This is a genomic window from Brevundimonas sp. (genome assembly GCF_047617075.1).
Classification (GTDB): domain Bacteria; phylum Pseudomonadota; class Alphaproteobacteria; order Caulobacterales; family Caulobacteraceae; genus Brevundimonas.
This window is the reverse complement of sequence record NZ_JBLGCI010000008.1, coordinates 25,968-41,621: the sequence shown is the minus strand read 5'-3', so window position 1 is coordinate 41,621 and position 15,654 is coordinate 25,968. Positions and strand designations below refer to the sequence as shown.

21 protein-coding genes are annotated in these 15,654 nt (G+C 67.6%); 6 read left to right on the top strand and 15 right to left on the bottom strand.

The genetic code is table 11. The annotated features are described in order from the left end of the window. Positions 1-48: 48 nt before the first annotated feature. On the top strand, positions 49-1,146 hold the full coding sequence (gene ychF / locus ACI8U3_RS10025) for a redox-regulated ATPase YchF (RefSeq protein WP_415014728.1): 1,098 nt from the start codon (positions 49-51) through the stop codon (positions 1,144-1,146). A gap of 27 nt (positions 1,147-1,173) precedes the next feature. On the opposite strand, the gene ACI8U3_RS10020 is transcribed toward ychF, so the two are convergent. Next, on the bottom strand, positions 1,174-2,766 hold the full coding sequence (locus ACI8U3_RS10020) for a carboxyl transferase domain-containing protein (protein ID WP_415014727.1): 1,593 nt from the start codon (positions 2,764-2,766) through the stop codon (positions 1,174-1,176). 194 nt (positions 2,767-2,960) lie between these two features. Here ACI8U3_RS10020 and ACI8U3_RS10015 point away from each other — a divergent pair, with 194 nt between their 5' ends. After that, positions 2,961-3,278, top strand: a complete 318-nt coding sequence (locus tag ACI8U3_RS10015) for a hypothetical protein (protein WP_415014726.1) — start codon at positions 2,961-2,963, stop codon at positions 3,276-3,278. 34 nt (positions 3,279-3,312) lie between these two features. Here ACI8U3_RS10015 and scpB read toward each other — a convergent pair whose 3' ends face one another. From scpB to ACI8U3_RS09990, 5 genes are all read right to left on the bottom strand, one after another. After that, on the bottom strand, positions 3,313-3,966 hold the full coding sequence (gene scpB / locus ACI8U3_RS10010; RefSeq protein ID WP_415014725.1) for an SMC-Scp complex subunit ScpB: 654 nt from the start codon (positions 3,964-3,966) through the stop codon (positions 3,313-3,315). Next, positions 3,963-4,787: a segregation and condensation protein A gene (locus ACI8U3_RS10005; RefSeq protein WP_415014724.1), complete on the bottom strand. Its 825-nt coding sequence runs from the start codon at positions 4,785-4,787 to the stop codon at positions 3,963-3,965. The genes scpB and ACI8U3_RS10005 overlap by 4 nt, the downstream gene beginning before the upstream one ends. Continuing rightward, on the bottom strand, positions 4,784-5,842 hold the full coding sequence (gene nagZ / locus ACI8U3_RS10000; RefSeq protein ID WP_415014723.1) for a beta-N-acetylhexosaminidase: 1,059 nt from the start codon (positions 5,840-5,842) through the stop codon (positions 4,784-4,786). Before nagZ ends, ACI8U3_RS10005 begins: the two co-directional genes overlap by 4 nt. Next, positions 5,842-6,591, bottom strand: coding sequence for an SPOR domain-containing protein (locus ACI8U3_RS09995; RefSeq protein ID WP_415014722.1), 750 nt, complete (start codon positions 6,589-6,591; stop codon positions 5,842-5,844). Before ACI8U3_RS09995 ends, nagZ begins: the two co-directional genes overlap by 1 nt. A gap of 84 nt (positions 6,592-6,675) precedes the next feature. Beyond that, positions 6,676-7,857 (bottom strand): deoxyguanosinetriphosphate triphosphohydrolase, encoded by a 1,182-nt coding sequence (locus tag ACI8U3_RS09990; protein ID WP_415014721.1) that lies wholly within the window; start codon positions 7,855-7,857, stop codon positions 6,676-6,678. An 82-nt stretch (positions 7,858-7,939) separates the two neighbouring features. Between ACI8U3_RS09990 and erpA the strand changes: the two genes are divergently transcribed. The 4 genes from erpA (at position 7,940) to ACI8U3_RS09970 (ending at position 10,367) form a co-directional block, all read left to right on the top strand. After that, entirely contained in the window at positions 7,940-8,308 is a 369-nt protein-coding gene (gene erpA, locus ACI8U3_RS09985) for an iron-sulfur cluster insertion protein ErpA (protein WP_415014836.1), read from the top strand. Positions 8,309-8,492: 184 nt separating this feature from the next. Next, complete coding sequence (locus tag ACI8U3_RS09980) at positions 8,493-8,774, top strand: metalloregulator ArsR/SmtB family transcription factor (RefSeq protein WP_415014720.1); 282 nt, start codon at positions 8,493-8,495, stop codon at positions 8,772-8,774. Next, positions 8,774-9,436, top strand: coding sequence for an SdpI family protein (locus ACI8U3_RS09975; protein WP_415014719.1), 663 nt, complete (start codon positions 8,774-8,776; stop codon positions 9,434-9,436). The genes ACI8U3_RS09980 and ACI8U3_RS09975 overlap by 1 nt, the downstream gene beginning before the upstream one ends. A gap of 13 nt (positions 9,437-9,449) precedes the next feature. Further along, a complete protein-coding gene (locus ACI8U3_RS09970; protein WP_415014718.1) occupies positions 9,450-10,367 on the top strand; it encodes an alpha/beta hydrolase in 918 nt (305 codons plus the stop codon). A gap of 6 nt (positions 10,368-10,373) precedes the next feature. Here ACI8U3_RS09970 and ACI8U3_RS09965 read toward each other — a convergent pair whose 3' ends face one another. From ACI8U3_RS09965 to rpsN, 9 genes are all read right to left on the bottom strand, one after another. Further along, entirely contained in the window at positions 10,374-10,937 is a 564-nt protein-coding gene (locus ACI8U3_RS09965) for an adenylate kinase (protein ID WP_415014717.1), read from the bottom strand. 22 nt (positions 10,938-10,959) lie between these two features. Next, positions 10,960-12,321, bottom strand: coding sequence for a preprotein translocase subunit SecY (gene secY / locus ACI8U3_RS09960; protein ID WP_415014716.1), 1,362 nt, complete (start codon positions 12,319-12,321; stop codon positions 10,960-10,962). Between the two features lie 131 nt (positions 12,322-12,452). Then, complete coding sequence (rplO, locus tag ACI8U3_RS09955) at positions 12,453-12,980, bottom strand: 50S ribosomal protein L15 (RefSeq protein ID WP_415014715.1); 528 nt, start codon at positions 12,978-12,980, stop codon at positions 12,453-12,455. 223 nt (positions 12,981-13,203) lie between these two features. Beyond that, positions 13,204-13,398, bottom strand: coding sequence for a 50S ribosomal protein L30 (gene rpmD / locus ACI8U3_RS09950; RefSeq protein ID WP_415014714.1), 195 nt, complete (start codon positions 13,396-13,398; stop codon positions 13,204-13,206). Positions 13,399-13,401: 3 nt separating this feature from the next. After that, positions 13,402-14,010 (bottom strand): 30S ribosomal protein S5, encoded by a 609-nt coding sequence (gene rpsE / locus ACI8U3_RS09945; RefSeq protein ID WP_292103331.1) that lies wholly within the window; start codon positions 14,008-14,010, stop codon positions 13,402-13,404. Between the two features lie 11 nt (positions 14,011-14,021). Next, positions 14,022-14,384 (bottom strand): 50S ribosomal protein L18, encoded by a 363-nt coding sequence (gene rplR, locus ACI8U3_RS09940; RefSeq protein WP_415014713.1) that lies wholly within the window; start codon positions 14,382-14,384, stop codon positions 14,022-14,024. 3 nt (positions 14,385-14,387) lie between these two features. Next, the gene (gene rplF / locus ACI8U3_RS09935; RefSeq protein WP_415014712.1) at positions 14,388-14,921 is read right to left on the bottom strand and encodes a 50S ribosomal protein L6; all 534 of its coding nucleotides are present in this window, start codon (positions 14,919-14,921) and stop codon (positions 14,388-14,390) included. A 1-nt stretch (position 14,922) separates the two neighbouring features. Beyond that, positions 14,923-15,321 carry a 30S ribosomal protein S8 gene (gene rpsH, locus ACI8U3_RS09930; RefSeq protein WP_415014711.1) on the bottom strand — a complete coding sequence of 133 codons (399 nt, stop codon included), beginning with the start codon at positions 15,319-15,321 and terminating at the stop codon, positions 14,923-14,925. Positions 15,322-15,336: 15 nt separating this feature from the next. Next, a complete protein-coding gene (gene rpsN / locus ACI8U3_RS09925) occupies positions 15,337-15,642 on the bottom strand; it encodes a 30S ribosomal protein S14 (RefSeq protein ID WP_415014710.1) in 306 nt (101 codons plus the stop codon). Positions 15,643-15,654 lie beyond the last annotated feature (12 nt).

Below are 15,654 nucleotides of genomic sequence, written 5' to 3'. Positions count from 1 at the left end.
ACAAACGCGCCGGAACCGGCTAAAGCCTCGCGCCTCACGAGGTAAAGCATGTCCCTGAAAGTCGCGATCGTCGGCCTGCCCAACGTCGGCAAGTCCACCCTGTTCAACGCCCTGACCCAGACGGCGGCGGCCCAGGCGGCCAACTATCCGTTCTGCACCATCGAGCCGAACACCGGCGACGTGGCGGTGCCCGAGCCGCGTCTGGACGTGCTGGCGGCCATCGCGGGGTCCAAGGAGATCATCCCCTCGCGCATCACCTTCGTGGACATCGCCGGCCTGGTGCGCGGCGCGTCCAAGGGCGAGGGTCTGGGCAACCAGTTCCTGGCCAACATCCGCGATTGTGACGCCGTGGCCTTCGTCGCCCGCTGCTTCGAGGACGACGACATCACCCACGTGGAGGGCCGCATTGATCCCCTCAGCGATCTGGAGATCATCGAGACCGAGCTTATGCTGGCCGATCTGGAAAGCCTCGAGCGCCGCGTGATCCAGGTGGAGAAGCGCGCCAAGGGCGGCGACAAGGAGTCCCAGGCCACCCTCAAGCTGATGAACCTGGCGCTGGACAAGCTGCGCGACGGCAAGCCCGCCCGCACCGCCGAGATTTCAAAGGAAGACGAGAAGGCCTGGCACATGCTCCAGCTTCTCACCGCCCTGCCCGCCCTCTACGTCTGCAACGTTGAGGAAGACTCCGCCGACAAGGGCAACGCCCTGTCCGACGCCGTGGCCGCGCGCGCCAAGGCCGACAACGCCAACTCGGTGGTCATCTCGGCCCGCATCGAGTCCGAGATCGCCATGCTGGAGCCCGAGGAGCGCAAGGAGTTCCTCGAAACCCTCGGTCTGGAAGAGCCCGGCCTCAATCGCCTGATCCGCGAGGCCTACAGCCTCTTGGGCCTGCAGACCTACTTCACCGTCGGCCCCAAGGAAGCCCGCGCCTGGACCATCCCCGTCGGCGCCACCGCCCCCCAGGCGGCGGGCGAGATCCACACCGATTTCGAAAAGGGCTTCATCCGCGCCGAAACCATCGCCTACGACGACTATGTGGCGCTGAAGGGCGAGGCGAAGGCCCGCGAGGCCGGCAAGCTCCGCGCAGAAGGCAAGACATACGTGGTCAAGGACGGCGACGTCCTGCACTTCCTGTTCAACACCTAGAGCGCCGTCCGACCGGACAAGCCTGCCCTACATCCTGAACACGCCGAACGCCGTCTCCGGTATCGGCGCATTCAGTGACGCGCTGATGGCCAGGCCCAGGACGTCGCGGGTCTGGGCCGGGTCGATGACGCCGTCGTCCCACAGGCGCGCGGTGGCGTAATAGGGATTGCCCTCGTCTTCGTATTTCTGGCGGATCGGAGCCTTGAAGGCTTCGGCCTCGTCCTCTGACCAGGTGTCGGCGTCGCGGTGGACCGTGGCCAGAACGCTGGCGGCCTGCTCGCCGCCCATCACGGAAATCCGGCTGTTGGGCCAGGTGAACAGAAAGCGGGGGGAATAGGCCCGGCCGCACATGCCGTAGTTTCCCGCCCCGAAGCTACCGCCGATCAAGACGGTGAACTTGGGAACCTCGGCTGAGGCCACCGCCGTCACCAGCTTGGCGCCGTGCTTGGCGATGCCCTCGGCCTCGTACTTTCCGCCCACCATGAAGCCCGAGATGTTCTGCAGGAACACCAGCGGGATCTTCCGCTTGCAGGCCAGTTCGATGAAGTGGGCGCCCTTCTGCGCGCTTTCGCTGAACAGCACCCCGTTGTTGGCCAGAATGGCCACCGGCTGGCCCCAGATGCGGGCGAAACCGCAGACCAGCGACGTGCCGTACAGCGCCTTGAACTCGTCGAACTGCGAACCGTCCACGACGCGGGCGATGACCTCGCGCACGTCATAGGGGGCGCGCACGTCGTCGGGGATGATGCCGTACAGCTCTTCCGGGTCGAAGGCGGGCTCCACCGGCTCGGCCATGTCCAGATCGACCCGCTTCACGGTGTTCAGATTGGCGACGATGTCGCGCACGATCTGCAGGGCGTGTTCGTCGTTCTCGGCCACATGATCCACCACGCCCGACAGGCGGCCGTGGGTCTCGGCGCCGCCCAGCTCCTCGGCCGAGATGACCTCGCCGGTGGCGGCCTTCACCAGCGGCGGGCCGGCAAGGAAGATGGTGCCCTGATTACGCACAATGATGGTCTCGTCCGACATGGCGGGCACATAGGCGCCGCCGGCGGTGCAGGAGCCCATGACGCAGGCGATCTGGGGGATGGCCCGGGCGGACATGCGCGCCTGGTTGAAGAAGATGCGGCCGAAGTGGTCGCGGTCGGGGAACACCTCGGCCTGGTGCGGCAGGTTCGCGCCGCCGGAATCCACCAGATAGACGCACGGCAGATTGTTCTGTTCGGCGATCTCCTGGGCGCGCAGGTGCTTCTTCACCGTCATGGGAAAGTAGGCCCCGCCCTTCACGGTGGGGTCGTTGGCCACGATCATGACCTCGCGGCCCGAAACCCGGCCGACGCCGCAGATCATGCCCGCGCCGGGCGCCTCGTCGCCGTACATGCCGTTGGCCGCCAGCTGGCCCACCTCCAGAAACGGTGAGCCGGGGTCCAGCAGGCGCTCCACCCGATCCCGCGGCAACAACTTGCCGCGCGAGACGTGGCGCTCGCGGGACTTCTCGGACCCGCCCAGGGCGGCCCTGGCCACCTTGTCGCGAAGCTCGTCGCGCAGGCGCCGATTATGGGCGTCAAGACTCTTGAAGGCGGGGGAATTGGCGTCGATGGCCGAGGTCAGCTTGGGCATGAGGCAGGCATAAACGGCGGCGCCCTCCGGGGAAAGGGGCCCCGTAAACCTTGACCTGTGCCAAGGCGGAACAGGGCCTGATGCAGACCCGCCACAGTCCCGCCTCAATTCGCTCAAGCCACGTTCATCCGCCTGCGGCCATGCTTCGTTTGCTGGCGATTCTAGGCCAGCATCGTCGCAAAGGAGCGATCATCATGGCCGGCAAAGGCAAGAGCGAACCGACCCTGCGCGTGGTGAGCACGGAGTCGGAAATCTACGACCTGATGCGCAAGCCGGAGACCACGGGCGAGCGGGTCCGGCGCCTGCAGATGGAGGCGCGCGCCCTGGCCGTCGAACAGGTCGAGACGCTGGAAAAACTGCTGCTGGAGGCCTCCGCCCTCTCAAAGGAAATCGCCGAGGGCGGCGACGCCTATCCGGTGGGCGCCCGCGAAATCGCGACCCGCCTGGCCGCCGACCTCCCGACGAAGGTCGAGACCATGAAGCAGATCATCAGACGCATGCCGGTCAAGTGAACGCCTCGCCCTCTCCCATGGATGGGATGAAAGGCTATTCCTTCTCGTCGCCCTCCACGAAGTCCTGAACGAACTCGGGCGTATCGCCGTCCTCGATCGGGTCTTCCTCCTCGCCCTCCCCGCGCGAGGGGTCGGGCACCTCGAATCCGGCGGGCAGGGACAGGTCCAGCAGGCCCGCTGCCTTCATCTCCTGCACGCCCGGCAGGTCGTACAGGCTGGCCAGGCCGAAATGCTCCATGAAGCGGTCCGCCGTGGCGTAGGTGACCGGCCGCCCCGGCGTGCGCCGCCGCCCCTTCAGCCGCACGAAGCCCATCTCCAGCAACAGATCCAGGGTGCCCTTGGAAATGCTGACGCCGCGCACGCTCTCGATCTCGGCGCGGGTGACGGGCTGGTGGTAGGCGATGATGGCCAGGGTCTCCAGCGCGGCCTTGGACAGGCGGCGCGGCTCCTCCCGCTCCTCGGTCATCAGGAACGAGAGGTCCGGCGCCGTGCGGAAGCGCCAGCGGCCGGCCACGCATTCGAGCTCCACCCCCCTGCCCTTGTAGCGTTCGATCAGGGCGGTGAGCGTTCCGCCCACGTCGGCGCCTTCGGGCAGACGGCGCGCGATCTCCTCGACCGACAGAGGCGCGGCGGCGGCGAACAGCAACGCCTCGATGCGGCGCTCCAGGTCATCGGGCTCAACGATCACGGCATCAGCTCCAGCGGCTGGCCGATGTCGCGGCGGCGCAGATAGAGATCATCGAACGCCTTGGTCTGTTTCACGTCCATGGCCCCTTCCTTGACCAGCTCCAGACTGGCGGACAGGGTCGAGGCCACATAGGAGGCCTGGGTCGGGCCGGCGCGCCGGTAGTCAGCCGACGGCGCCACCTTGTCCAGCGGGGTCCAGTCGGCCAGCTTCGGCATCACCTCGCGCAGCCAGTCGCGGGCCTCCTCCAGCGCGAAGGCCTCCACCCGCTGTGTCGGCGTATAGCGGCGGTGCTCCTCGCGACGACGCTGGACCACATAGGCCACCATCAGATCATACAGGCTGACGTCCACCCGGTCCGACGGGATGATGACCGTGGCCTCGGGGTCACCGCGCGTGAACACGTCGCGCTTCAGCTGCGGCCGGGCCGTGATCGCCTCCACCGCCGTGCGCATCGCCTCCAGCTTCTTGAGGCGGAAGGCCAGGGCGGCGGCCATCAGTTCGGCGGGCGGCTCATCCTTCGCCTTCTGCTCATTGCGAGGCAGCAGAAGGCGCGATTTCAGATACGCCAGCCACGACGCCATCACCAGGTAGTCCGCCGCCAGCGAGAAATTGCGGCTGCGCGCCTCATGCACGAAGGCCAGGTACTGTTCCGCCAGCTTCGTGATGGACAGCTTCAGCAAATCGACCTTCTGGGTTCGGGCCAGGGCCAGCAGCACGTGCAGCGGCCCCTCATAGCCGTCGATGTCCACCACGAAGGTCTGGTCGTCGGGCGCCGCGTCCACGGCCTCGAAGCCCAGATCGGTCTGGAATTCCTCGCTCATGCCTCACCCGCCGCCGGTCCGGCCGCCGCCGTCATGCGCCCGGCAAGCCGCGCCTCGAACCGGGCGCGGGCGTGGGCCTCGTCCAGCGGCTCGGGCACGGCCGGGACGCGGGCCAGCGCCGCCTCGGCGCGCTTCGTCGCCATGCCCTTCAGCCGCCCGACGCCCTCGGCCACGGCGCGCATCTCGTTCAGATTGCCGTTGCAGTGAAGGACCACGTCGCACCCGGCCGTGAGCGAGGCCTCGGCCCGCTCCCGCAGCGAGCCACTGAGCGCGTTCATGGAGAGGTCATCGGTGATGATGAGGCCCCCGAAGCCCAGACCGCCCTTTACCACGTTCTCGCGCATCAGCCGGATCGCCTTGCGCGAGGTGGTGGCCGGGCGCTTCCTGTCGATGGCCTCGAACACCACGTGGGCGGTCATGGCCAGGGGCATGTCCGACAGGGCCCGGAACGGCGCGAAGTCCCAGGCGTCCAGGGTCTTCAGGGGATCGGACACCACCGGCAGGGCGTGATGGCTGTCCGCCGTGGCGCGGCCGTGGCCGGGCATGTGCTTGATGACCGGCAGGACGCCCCCGGCCAGCAGGCCCTCGGCCGCCGCGCGGCCCAGCTGGGCCACCGTGGCGGGATCGTGGGCGTAGGCCCGGTCCCCGATGATGTCGTGGGCGCCCGGCGTGGGCGTGTCCAGCACCGGCAGGCAGTCAGCCGTGATGCCCAAGGCCAGCAGATCATGGGCGATCAGCCGCGCGCCCAGACGCGCCAGCTCTCGGGCCTCCAGCGGATCGTTGGTCGCTTTCAGATAGGCCGCGCCCGGCGGATAGGCGGGCCAGTGGGGCGGACGCAGGCGCTGAACCCGGCCGCCCTCCTGATCGATCAGGATGGGCGCGTCGGCCCGCCCCACGCTTTCGCGCAGGGCGGCCGTCAGGGCCCGGACCTGATCGGGCGTCTCCACATTGCGGCGGAACAGGATGAAGCCCCAGGGCCGGACGTCGCGGAAGAAGCGCCGCTCCTCCTCGCCCAGCACCGGGCCTTCACATCCGTAGATCGCCGCCGAGATCACTAGCGGACCAGACAGTCGCGCCCGGCGTTCCTCAGCGCGCCGCAGAACGCCGTCGCCTGCTCACGCGAGAAGCCGTTGAAGGTGGTGCGGTACAGTGTCGAGCCGGACGAGCTGGTCACCTGCTCCACGCCCTTGGTGCGGCCCCGGGCGTATTCGGGGAAGGCGGCGGCGACGGCGGCGTATTCACGGTCGGCGACTTCGCGGGACGAGAAGGCGCCGATCTGCACCGAAGCGTTTCCGCCCGCAGCCGGAGGCGAGGGTTCCGGGCGCGGCGCGGGCGTCGCTTTCTCGGCGGGCGCGGGGTTCGGTGCTTCAGCCACACGGGCGGGCGGCAGAGGCTCGGCCTCGGCCTGTTCGCGCGGCTCGGGGCGCGGCTGAACCTCTTCCGGCGGCGGCGCGAACTCTGGCGTCACGTCTTCGGGCGCCGCGTCATAGGCCGTGATGTCGCCTTCCGGATCCACGGGCTGGGCGTCCACGGGCGCGGGACCGGTCAGGTCGCCGACGGAGTCGCCCACCACCGGCGGCGCATCATTCGGACCGCGCACCCCGCCCAGGCCGTAGATCAGCCCGATGGCCGCCAGCAGCCCCAGCAGCACCACCACGCTGATGATCAGCATCATGGGAATGGGTTTCTTTGGCGCGCCGCCCCGGGCGTCGAAACCGCCCCGGCGGAACGGCAGGTCGTCGTCGTCCGGGGGCGTATAGGCGCCGCGGTCGGGGTCGTTGCGATTGTTGTCGTCGTAGGACATGGCGCGCTTCCAGGTCAGGCCGCCCGCGAATCGCGGGGTCGAACCGCTATCTTACGCCCCGCCCGGCCTCCGGTTTAAGTCGAATCACAGATCGAGCTGCAGGTCGAGGCTGAACAGCTTCCTGTGTTCCTCTATGGCGTAGCGATCGGTCATGCCCGCGATGTAGTCACAGACCGCCCGCGCGCGCCGGTCCACGTCGTCGGAGGCCGCCTTGCCGCTCCATTCCGGGGGCAGGACGTCGGGCTCGCGCATGAACAGGGCGAACATCTCCGACAGGATGCGCTTCGCCTGGCTGCGTGTGCGGTTGACCCGATAGTGGCGGTACATGCGCTCGTACAGGAACGCCCGCAGCCGCCCAAGGTCCTCCATCATGGGCCCGGAGAACTGAACCAGCGTGCGGCCGGCCGTGCGCACATCCTCGGGCGTGGCGATCCCGTCCTCGGCGATGCGGCGCTCGGTTTCAGCGAGAACATCGTCGATCATCGCCCCGATCATGCGCCGCACGGCCTCCAGCCGGATCATGCGGTTGTCCAGATCGGGCCAGTCCTTGCGCGTGCCGTGCAGGATTGGGCCGATCAGGGGCACGTCGTTCAGATCGTCGAGGCGGAACAGCCCCGCCTGCACCCCGTCGTCCACGTCGTGGTTGTTGTAGGCGATGTCGTCGGCGATGGCGGCGGCCTGGGCCTCCAGCGAGGCGAAGCTGTCCAGCCGCAGGTCCCATTCGGCCCCGTAGTCGGCGATGGCGCGCCAGGACGGCTTGTGCAGCTGGTCCGTCACCGGCCCGTTGTGCTTGACCACCCCCTCGATGGTCTCCCAGCTCAGGTTGAGGCCGTCGAAGGCGGGATAGCGCTCCTCCAGCTTGGTCACCACGCGGAAGGTCTGGACGTTGTGGTCGAAGCCGCCGTGCGCGGTCATGCACAGTTCCAGCTCGTCCTCGCCCGCGTGGCCGAAGGGCGGATGGCCCAGGTCGTGGGCAAGAGCCACCGTCTCGGCTAGATCCTGATCCAGCCTCAGCGCATGGGCGATGGACCGCGCGATCTGGGCCACCTCCAGGCTGTGGGTCAGGCGGGTGCGGTAGTGGTCGCCCTCGTGCGCCACAAACACCTGGGTCTTTTCCTTGAGGCGGCGGAAGGCGGTGCAGTGGATGATGCGGTCCCGATCCCGCGCAAAAGCGTTGCGGGTGCGGCTGACGGTCTCGGGAAACAGGCGGCCCCGCGAGCGGTCGGGAGTCTCGGCATAGGGGGCGCGTTGGGCGGACAAGGTCACTTATGGCGTCTTTGTCTGATCGCGGGCCTTTGCGAACGCCCGCACGCGCCTCATATAGAGGGACGTGAGCACCGTCCAACCCATGATCCCAGCCGGCCTGACCCTCAGCATCGCCCCGCGCGCGCCCGAGGGCATCACGCTGGCCGAAAGCGGCGCCCGCCGTCTGGCCGAGCTGTCGGCCGACGAAGGCCGCGCCGTCATGCTGCGCGTGGCGGTGGACGGGGGCGGCTGTTCCGGCTTCCAGTACCGCTTCGAACTGGTCGAGTCCGCCGAGGACGACGACCTGCGGGTTGAGCGGGACGGCCAGGCCGTGGTCATCGATCCGGTTTCCATCCCCTTCCTGAAGGGCTCGGAGATCGCCTTCGTGGACGAACTGGCCGGCGCCCAGTTCGTGGTCCGCAACCCCAATGCGGCGTCAAGCTGCGGTTGCGGCGTCAGCTTCTCCATTTAAGCTCCCGCTCATCCCGGCGAAGGCCGGGATCCAGATGGCGGGCGTTCTGTTTCCACACTGACGTCGGTCCAGCTTTCCAGCCATCGAGCCTTATGATCTGGGCCCCGGCCTTCGCCGGAGTGAGCGGAGGAGGGAAAATCATCACGGCTTGAATTTAGGGTTTTTCCTAATTAGCCTCCCTCCTATGAACAGCGTGTTCAAGGCTCTGTCCCACCCGGCGCGGCGACGGATCATCGCCATGCTGAGGACCGGGCCCATGGCGTCCGGCGACATCGCGGCGGCCTTCGACATGGCCTGGCCCACGGTGACCGGACACCTGACCGCGCTGAAGGACGCCGGACTGGTCAGCGCCGAGCGGGATGGGTCGTCCATCCGCTACCGGCTGGACATCTCGGCGGTGGAAGAAGCGCTGGCGTTCCTGATGGACCTGACCGGCGCTCGTGACGACAAGGGGGAGGACGCGTGATGAGGCGACTGAATCTGCTGGATCTGGCCACCATCGTCGCCGTGCTGGCGCTGGGCGCCGCCGCCGTCTGGGTTCTGTTCTACGGCCCGACCGACCCCATCCCCATGCATTTCAACTGGCGCGGAGAGCCGGATCGCTGGGGCGATCGCACCGAGGCGGGCCTTTTGATCGGCTTCATGGCCGTGACCCTGGCCGTCGTCGGGGGCGGCTGTGCGATATACGCCCGTCGCAGCGAGGATGCGGCTCGGCGCCGGGGCCTGATCGCCGGCCAGTTGGTCAGCCTGATCACCGTGGTGGGCAGCACGGCCCTGATCATTGGTCTGACTCTGGGCGGAGACCTGCCCTCTCCAGCGGCCCAGATGGGCGGACTGTCACTGCTCTTTCTGGCCATCGGCGCCTTTCTCGGGCGTGTGGGGCCGAACGTGGCGGTCGGGGTGCGCACGCCGTGGAGCTTCAAGAGCAAGCTGGCCTGGGAGCGGTCCAACCGGCTGGCGGGTCGATTGTTCTTCCTGCTGGGGCTGGCCGGACTGATCGCCACGCCTTTCGCGCCCCAGCCCATCGGGACGAGCGTCCTGATCGCCGGGGTGATCATCGCGGCCCTGTGGTCCGTGTTTGAAAGCTGGCGCGTCTGGCGCGCCGACCCTGACCGCCAACCCTTCTGAACCGGAGACCCCCATGCTCAGCGCCATCGCCCTCGCCGCCATGATCCAGTCCGCGCCGGTTTCGCAGGACATCTTCATCCGGTCGGAGCCCGCGCCCCTGCACGGCACGGTGCTGACGCCCACTGACACGCGCGCGGCGGCGGTTCTGATCCCCGGTTCAGGGCCGACGGACCGCAACGGCAATCAGCTGCCCGCCGTTCAGGCCGCCACCTTGCGACTGCTGGCCGAGGCTCTGGCCGAAGACGGCATCGCCACCGTGCGCATCGACAAGCGCGGCGTGGGAGCCAGCGCGGCGGCGGCGTTCTCCGAAGACAGGCTGCGGTTCGACCACATGGCGGAGGACGCCCGCGACTGGGCCGCCGATCTGGCGGAGCGCACCGGCCAGGGTTGCGTCTGGCTCATGGGCCATAGCGAAGGCGGATTGGTGGCCCAGGTCGCGGCGGCGGACAATCCGCAGGTCTGCGGCGTCGTTCTGCTGGCGTCAGCGGGGCGCCCGGCGGCGGATGTGGTGCGCGAGCAACTGGCCGCCCTGCCCCAGCCCACGCACGATCAGGCCATGCACGCCTTGTCGGAACTGGAGGCGGGGCGGACGGTGGAGCCTGTGCCCGGGCTGGAGGCGCTGTTCCGCCCCTCGGTGCAACCCTATCTGATCTCGTGGTTCCGGCACGATCCGGGCGCGCTGGCGGCGGCCTATGAGCGGCCCATGATGATCGTGCATGCGACGCATGACATTCAGGTGGGGGCGGCGGACGCAGATGCGCTGTCCACGGCTCAGCCGAATGCACGGCGGCTTGATCTCGAGGGCGTCAATCACGTGCTGAAGGCCGCGCCAGCGGACCGGGCGGGCAACATCGCCGTCTATGCCGATCCCGACGCGCCGCTGGCCGAAGGGCTGGCGGATGCGGTGGCGGCGTTCGTTCTGGAGAACTGACGCGCCTTACGCGTCGAGCGCGGCGTCCAGGGCGGTGGCGACCTCGTCGATGCCGCCCATGCCGTCGATCTCCACCAGCTTGCCCTGACCTTCGTAGTAGGGGAGCAGCGGCGCGGTCTGGCGGTTATAGACGGCCAGCCGGTCCTTGAAGGTGTCGGGATTGTCGTCGGCCCGGCCTTGCTCGGCGAAACGCTTTGCGATGCGGTCGGTCAGGGCGGCGTCGTCCACCTTGAGGCGGATCACCTTGTCGATGCCGCTGCCCCGCTCGGCGAGCATGGCGTCCAGCGCCTCGGCCTGGGCCACGGTGCGGGGGAAGCCGTCGAAGATGGCGCCGCCGGCGGCCTCGGCCTCGGGCAGGCGCTCCTTGATCAGGGCGATGACGATCTCGTCGGTGACCAGATCGCCGCGCGCCAGCACGTCCTTGACGGTCTGGCCCAGCTCGGAGCCCGAGGCGATGGCCGCGCGCAGCATGTCGCCGGTGGACAGCTGGACCATCCCCCGTTGCTCGACCAGGCGCTTGGCCTGTGTGCCCTTGCCCGCCGCCGGCGGTCCAAACAGGATGATGTTCAAGTCGCAGCCCTCCCCGGCCGGTTTATTTGCGGCCGGGCGCCAAGGCCCCACGTCCGCGCAGCTTGGCCTTCTTGATCAGGCCTTCGTACTGGTGCGCCAGCAGGTGCGACTGGATCTGCGCCACGGTGTCCATGGTCACGGACACCACGATCAGCAGCGAGGTGCCGCCGAAATAGCCCAGGCTGGCGAACCGGGTGATCATGAACTCGGGCAGCAGACAGACCAGGGTGATGTAGGCCGCGCCGATGGTGGTCAGGCGAGTCAGCACATAGTCCAGATACTCGGCCGTGCGTTTGCCCGGACGAATGCCCGGCAGGAAGCCGCCGTACTTGCGCAGGTTCTCGGCCGTGTCCTCGGGATTGAAGGTGATCGAGGTGTAGAAGAAGCAGAAGAAGATGATCAGCGCGCCATAGAACACCATGAACACGGGCTGGCCGTGCTGCATCTGCCCCACCAGCCACTGCAGCCACGGGGCCATGTTGGCGCTGGGCGCCATGGCCGCCACGGTGGTCGGCAGCATCAGCAGCGACGAGGCGAAGATCGCCGGGATGACGCCGGCGGTGTTGACCTTCAGGGGCAGGAACGAGTTCTCGCCGCCCACCATGCGGTTGCCCTGCTGGCGCTTGGGATACTGGATCAGCAGACGCCGCTGGGCGCGCTCCATGAAGACGATGAACACGATCACCGCGATGGCCAGCACGGTGATGAACAGCAGGGCGAAGGCCGAGATCTGGCCCTCGCGCGCCAGGCCCAGCAGGCGACCGATGGTGCCCGGCAGGACCGCCACGATGCCCGCGAAGATGATCAGGGAAATACCGTTGCCGACGCCGCGCGCCGTGACCTGCTCACCCAGCCACATCAGGAACATGGTGCCCCCGGTCAGGGTGACGACCGTGGTCAGGACGAAGAACATGCCCGGCTGGTCCACCATGCCCTGCGAGTTCTGCAGGCCCACGGCGATGCCGAACGACTGGGCGATGGCCAGCACGACGGTCAGATAGCGAGTGTACTGGTTCAGCTGCTTGCGGCCCGCCTCCCCGCCTTCCTTCTTCAGCTTCTCCCAGGGGCCGTAAACGGCGCCCATGAGCTGAACGATGATGGACGCCGAGATGTAGGGCATCACATTCAGGGCGAAGACAGCCATCCGCTCGACCGCGCCGCCCGAGAACATGTTGAACATGTCCAGGATGCCGCGCTGCTGATCCGGGTTTCCGAAGAAATCCAGGAACGCCTGCGAGTTGATGCCCGGGATCGGGATGTAGGTGCCGATGCGGTACACGATCAGCGCCATCAGGGTGAACAGGAGGCGCTTGTGCAGTTCCTTCGCGCGGGCGAAGGAGCCGATGTTCATGTTCGCTGCGAGTTGTTCGGCGGCCGAAGCCATATGGTGTCCCCCGAGGACGCTGACGGTTCGACGTCAGATAGGTGAAAAGCGGCCCCCATGCGAGGGCCGCCTTTGTCTAATCGTCATCGCAGGTCCGCGCGCGGCGTCATGCCGCGATGACGACCGGTCATTCAGGCCTTGGGCTTGCCGCGCGCGGCGTTGCGCTTGTCGACCCGCGCCTTGGCGGCTTCCTCGGCGGCGATGCGCTGTTCGACGACCGAACCGCCAGCGGCCTCGATGGCCTTCTTGGCGCCGGACGAGGCCGACCAGACCACCAGGTTCAGCTTGGCCTTCAGTTCGCCGGTGCCCAGCACGCGCACGCCGTCCTTGGCGCGGCGCAGCACGCCGGCGGCCACCAGGGCCTCGCCGTTGATTTCCTTCTTGGCGTCCAGCTTGCCGGCGTCCACGGCGTCCTGCAGGCGCCACAGGTTCACTTCGGCCAGCTTCAGGGCGTTGGGATTGTTGAAGCCGCGCTTGGGCATACGCATGTACAGCGGCATCTGCCCGCCTTCGAAGCCGCCGATGGCGACGCCCGAACGGGACTTCTGGCCCTTGACGCCGCGTCCGGCGGTCTTGCCCTTGCCGGAGCCGGGGCCGCGGCCGACGCGCATGCGCTTCTTGTGGGCGCCTTCGTTGTCGCGGATTTCGTTCAGTTTCATGTGCCTGATCCTTTCGGGTTCTCGCGCCTGGCGAAGCCAGACTCGGCGTTGATCTTGATGTCTCTCCCTCCCCGTCCGGGGAGGGCAGGCCGCGTCAGCGACCGGGTGGGGGCGCTTTAAGCAATACGGCCCCGGAATGCAAACGAGGGCCGCTCGCCGAGCCGCCCCCACCCGATCGCCTCAGGGCGATCGCCCTCCCCCGAGGGGGAGGGAGAATGCACACTTACTTCTCGACCACTTCCACCATGTGGGCGACCGTGGCGATCATGCCGCGCACCGAAGGGGTGTCCTCCAGCGTGGACTCGCGGCCCATGCGGTTCAGGCCCAGGCCCGCCAGAGTGGCGCGCTGGTCGTTCTTGCGGCGGATCGGGCTTCCGATCTGACGCACGGTGACGGTGTTCTTGTCCTTGGCGGCCATCTATCAGCCCTCCACGGCTTCGGGCGACGAGGCGCCGTCGTTGCGGCGACCCAGCAGATCCGAAACCTTCTTGCCGCGCTTGGACGCGACCTGACGGGGGGACGACTGGACCTTAAGCGCTTCGAACGTCGCACGGATCATGTTGTAGGGGTTGGACGAACCGGTGGACTTGCCCACCACGTCCTGCACGCCCAGGGTCTCGAGAACGGCGCGCATCGGGCCGCCCGCGATGATGCCGGTGCCGGGAGGCGCCGCGCGGACCATGATCTTGCCGGCGCCCCAACGGCCGTTGCCGTCGTGGTGCAGGGTGCGGTTCTCGCGAAGCGGAACGCGGATCATCGTCTTCTTGGCTTCTTCCGTCGCCTTGCGGATGGCTTCCGGCACTTCACGCGCCTTGCCATGACCGAATCCGACCCGGCCCTTGCCGTCGCCCACCACCATCAGGGCGGCGAACGAGAAACGACGGCCGCCTTTGACAGTCGCGGCCACACGGTTGATGTGGACCAGCTTTTCAACGATGTCGCTGTCCGGGCCGTCGGCCTGGGGAGCGTTGCGGTTGTCACGACGATTGCGATCGTTGCCGCCGCCGCCGCGTTGGGGTTGGTGCGCCATGCTGCGGTTCCTTAGAAGTTCAGGCCGGCTTCACGCGCGGCTTCCGCCAGCGCCTTCACCCGACCGTGATAGATATAGCCGCCGCGGTCGAAGACCACGTCCTTGACGCCCTTCTCGATAGCGCGTTCGGCGATCAGCTTGCCGATGCGCGTCGCGGCGTCCACGTCCGAGCCCTTGTTCTTCTTGCCCTTCTCGCCTTCCAGCGAGGAGGCCGAAGCCACCGTGACGCCCTTGGCGTCGTCGATGATCTGGGCCGAGATGTTCTTGTCCGAACGATGGACCGACAGGCGCAGACGACCGTTGGCCACCGCCTTGAGGCGGCGACGGGTGCGCTCGGTGCGGCGCTTTGCGGTTTGGATAGAAGAGAGAGCCATGACTTACTTCTTCTTGCCTTCCTTACGACGGACCTTTTCGCCGGCGTAACGGATGCCCTTGCCCTTGTAGGGCTCGGGCGGACGGAGCTTGCGGATAACCGCCGCGATCTGACCCACCGACTGCTTGTCGGAGCCCGAGATCTTGATCTCGGTCTGCTTGGGCGTGGCGAAGGTGATGCCGGCGGGCGGGGCGATGTCCACGTCGTGGCTCAGGCCCAGCTGCAGCGACAGCGACTGCCCCTTCATGGCGGCGCGGTAGCCCACGCCGACCAGTTCCAGGGTTTCCTCGAAGCCCTCGGTCACACCGGTCACCATGTTGGCGACCAGGGTGCGGGACAGGCCCCACATGGCGCGGGCGCGCTGGGTGTCCGAACGCGGGGTCAGGGACAGCTCGTCGCCGTCCTGCTTGACCTCGATCTCTTCGGCCACGGTCCAGGACGCTTCGCCCTTGGGTCCCTTCACCGAAACGGTCTGGCCGTTCAGGTTCAGGGTCACGCCCTTGGGCACGGAGATGGTTTTCTTGCCGATGCGGGACATATCAATACACCTTGCAGAGGACTTCGCCGCCCACGTTGGCCTCGCGGGCCGCGGTGTCGGACATGACGCCCTTGGAGGTGGACAGGATCGAGATGCCCAAGCCGTTCTTGACCGGCTTCAGGTCATTAATCGCGGAGTACACCCGACGGCCCGGCTTGGACACGCGGCTGATCTCGGCGATGACCGGCTGGTCGTCGAAATACTTGAGCTCGATCTCGAACTGCGGGAACTCGCCGGGGTTTTGAACCAGCGAATAGCCGCGGATGTAGCCCTCGTCCTGCAGCACGTCCAGGACGCGCTGGCGCAGGCGGGAGGCCGGGGTGAGCACCTTGGAACGCTTGCGGGTCGCGGCGTTCTTGATGCGAGCGATCATGTCGCTCAGGGGATCGTTGATCATCATGTCTGTACCCTCCCCTTACCAGCTGGACTTGGTCATGCCGGGGATCTGACCCAGCGAAGCGAGTTCGCGCAGCGCGATGCGGCTCATCTTGAGCTTGCGGTAATAGGCGCGCGGACGGCCCGTGACCTCACAGCGGTTGCGGATGCGAACGGCGGCCGAGTTGCGCGGCAGCTTGGCGAGCTTGAGGCGAGCCTCGAAACGCTCTTCCAGCGGCTTGCTCTCGTCGTTGGCGATATCCTTAAGCGCCTGGCGCTTTTCGGCGTATTGCGCGACGAGCTTCTTGACGCGTTCGTTGCGGTTGACTGCGGACTTCTTAGCCATATCGGTTCTTTT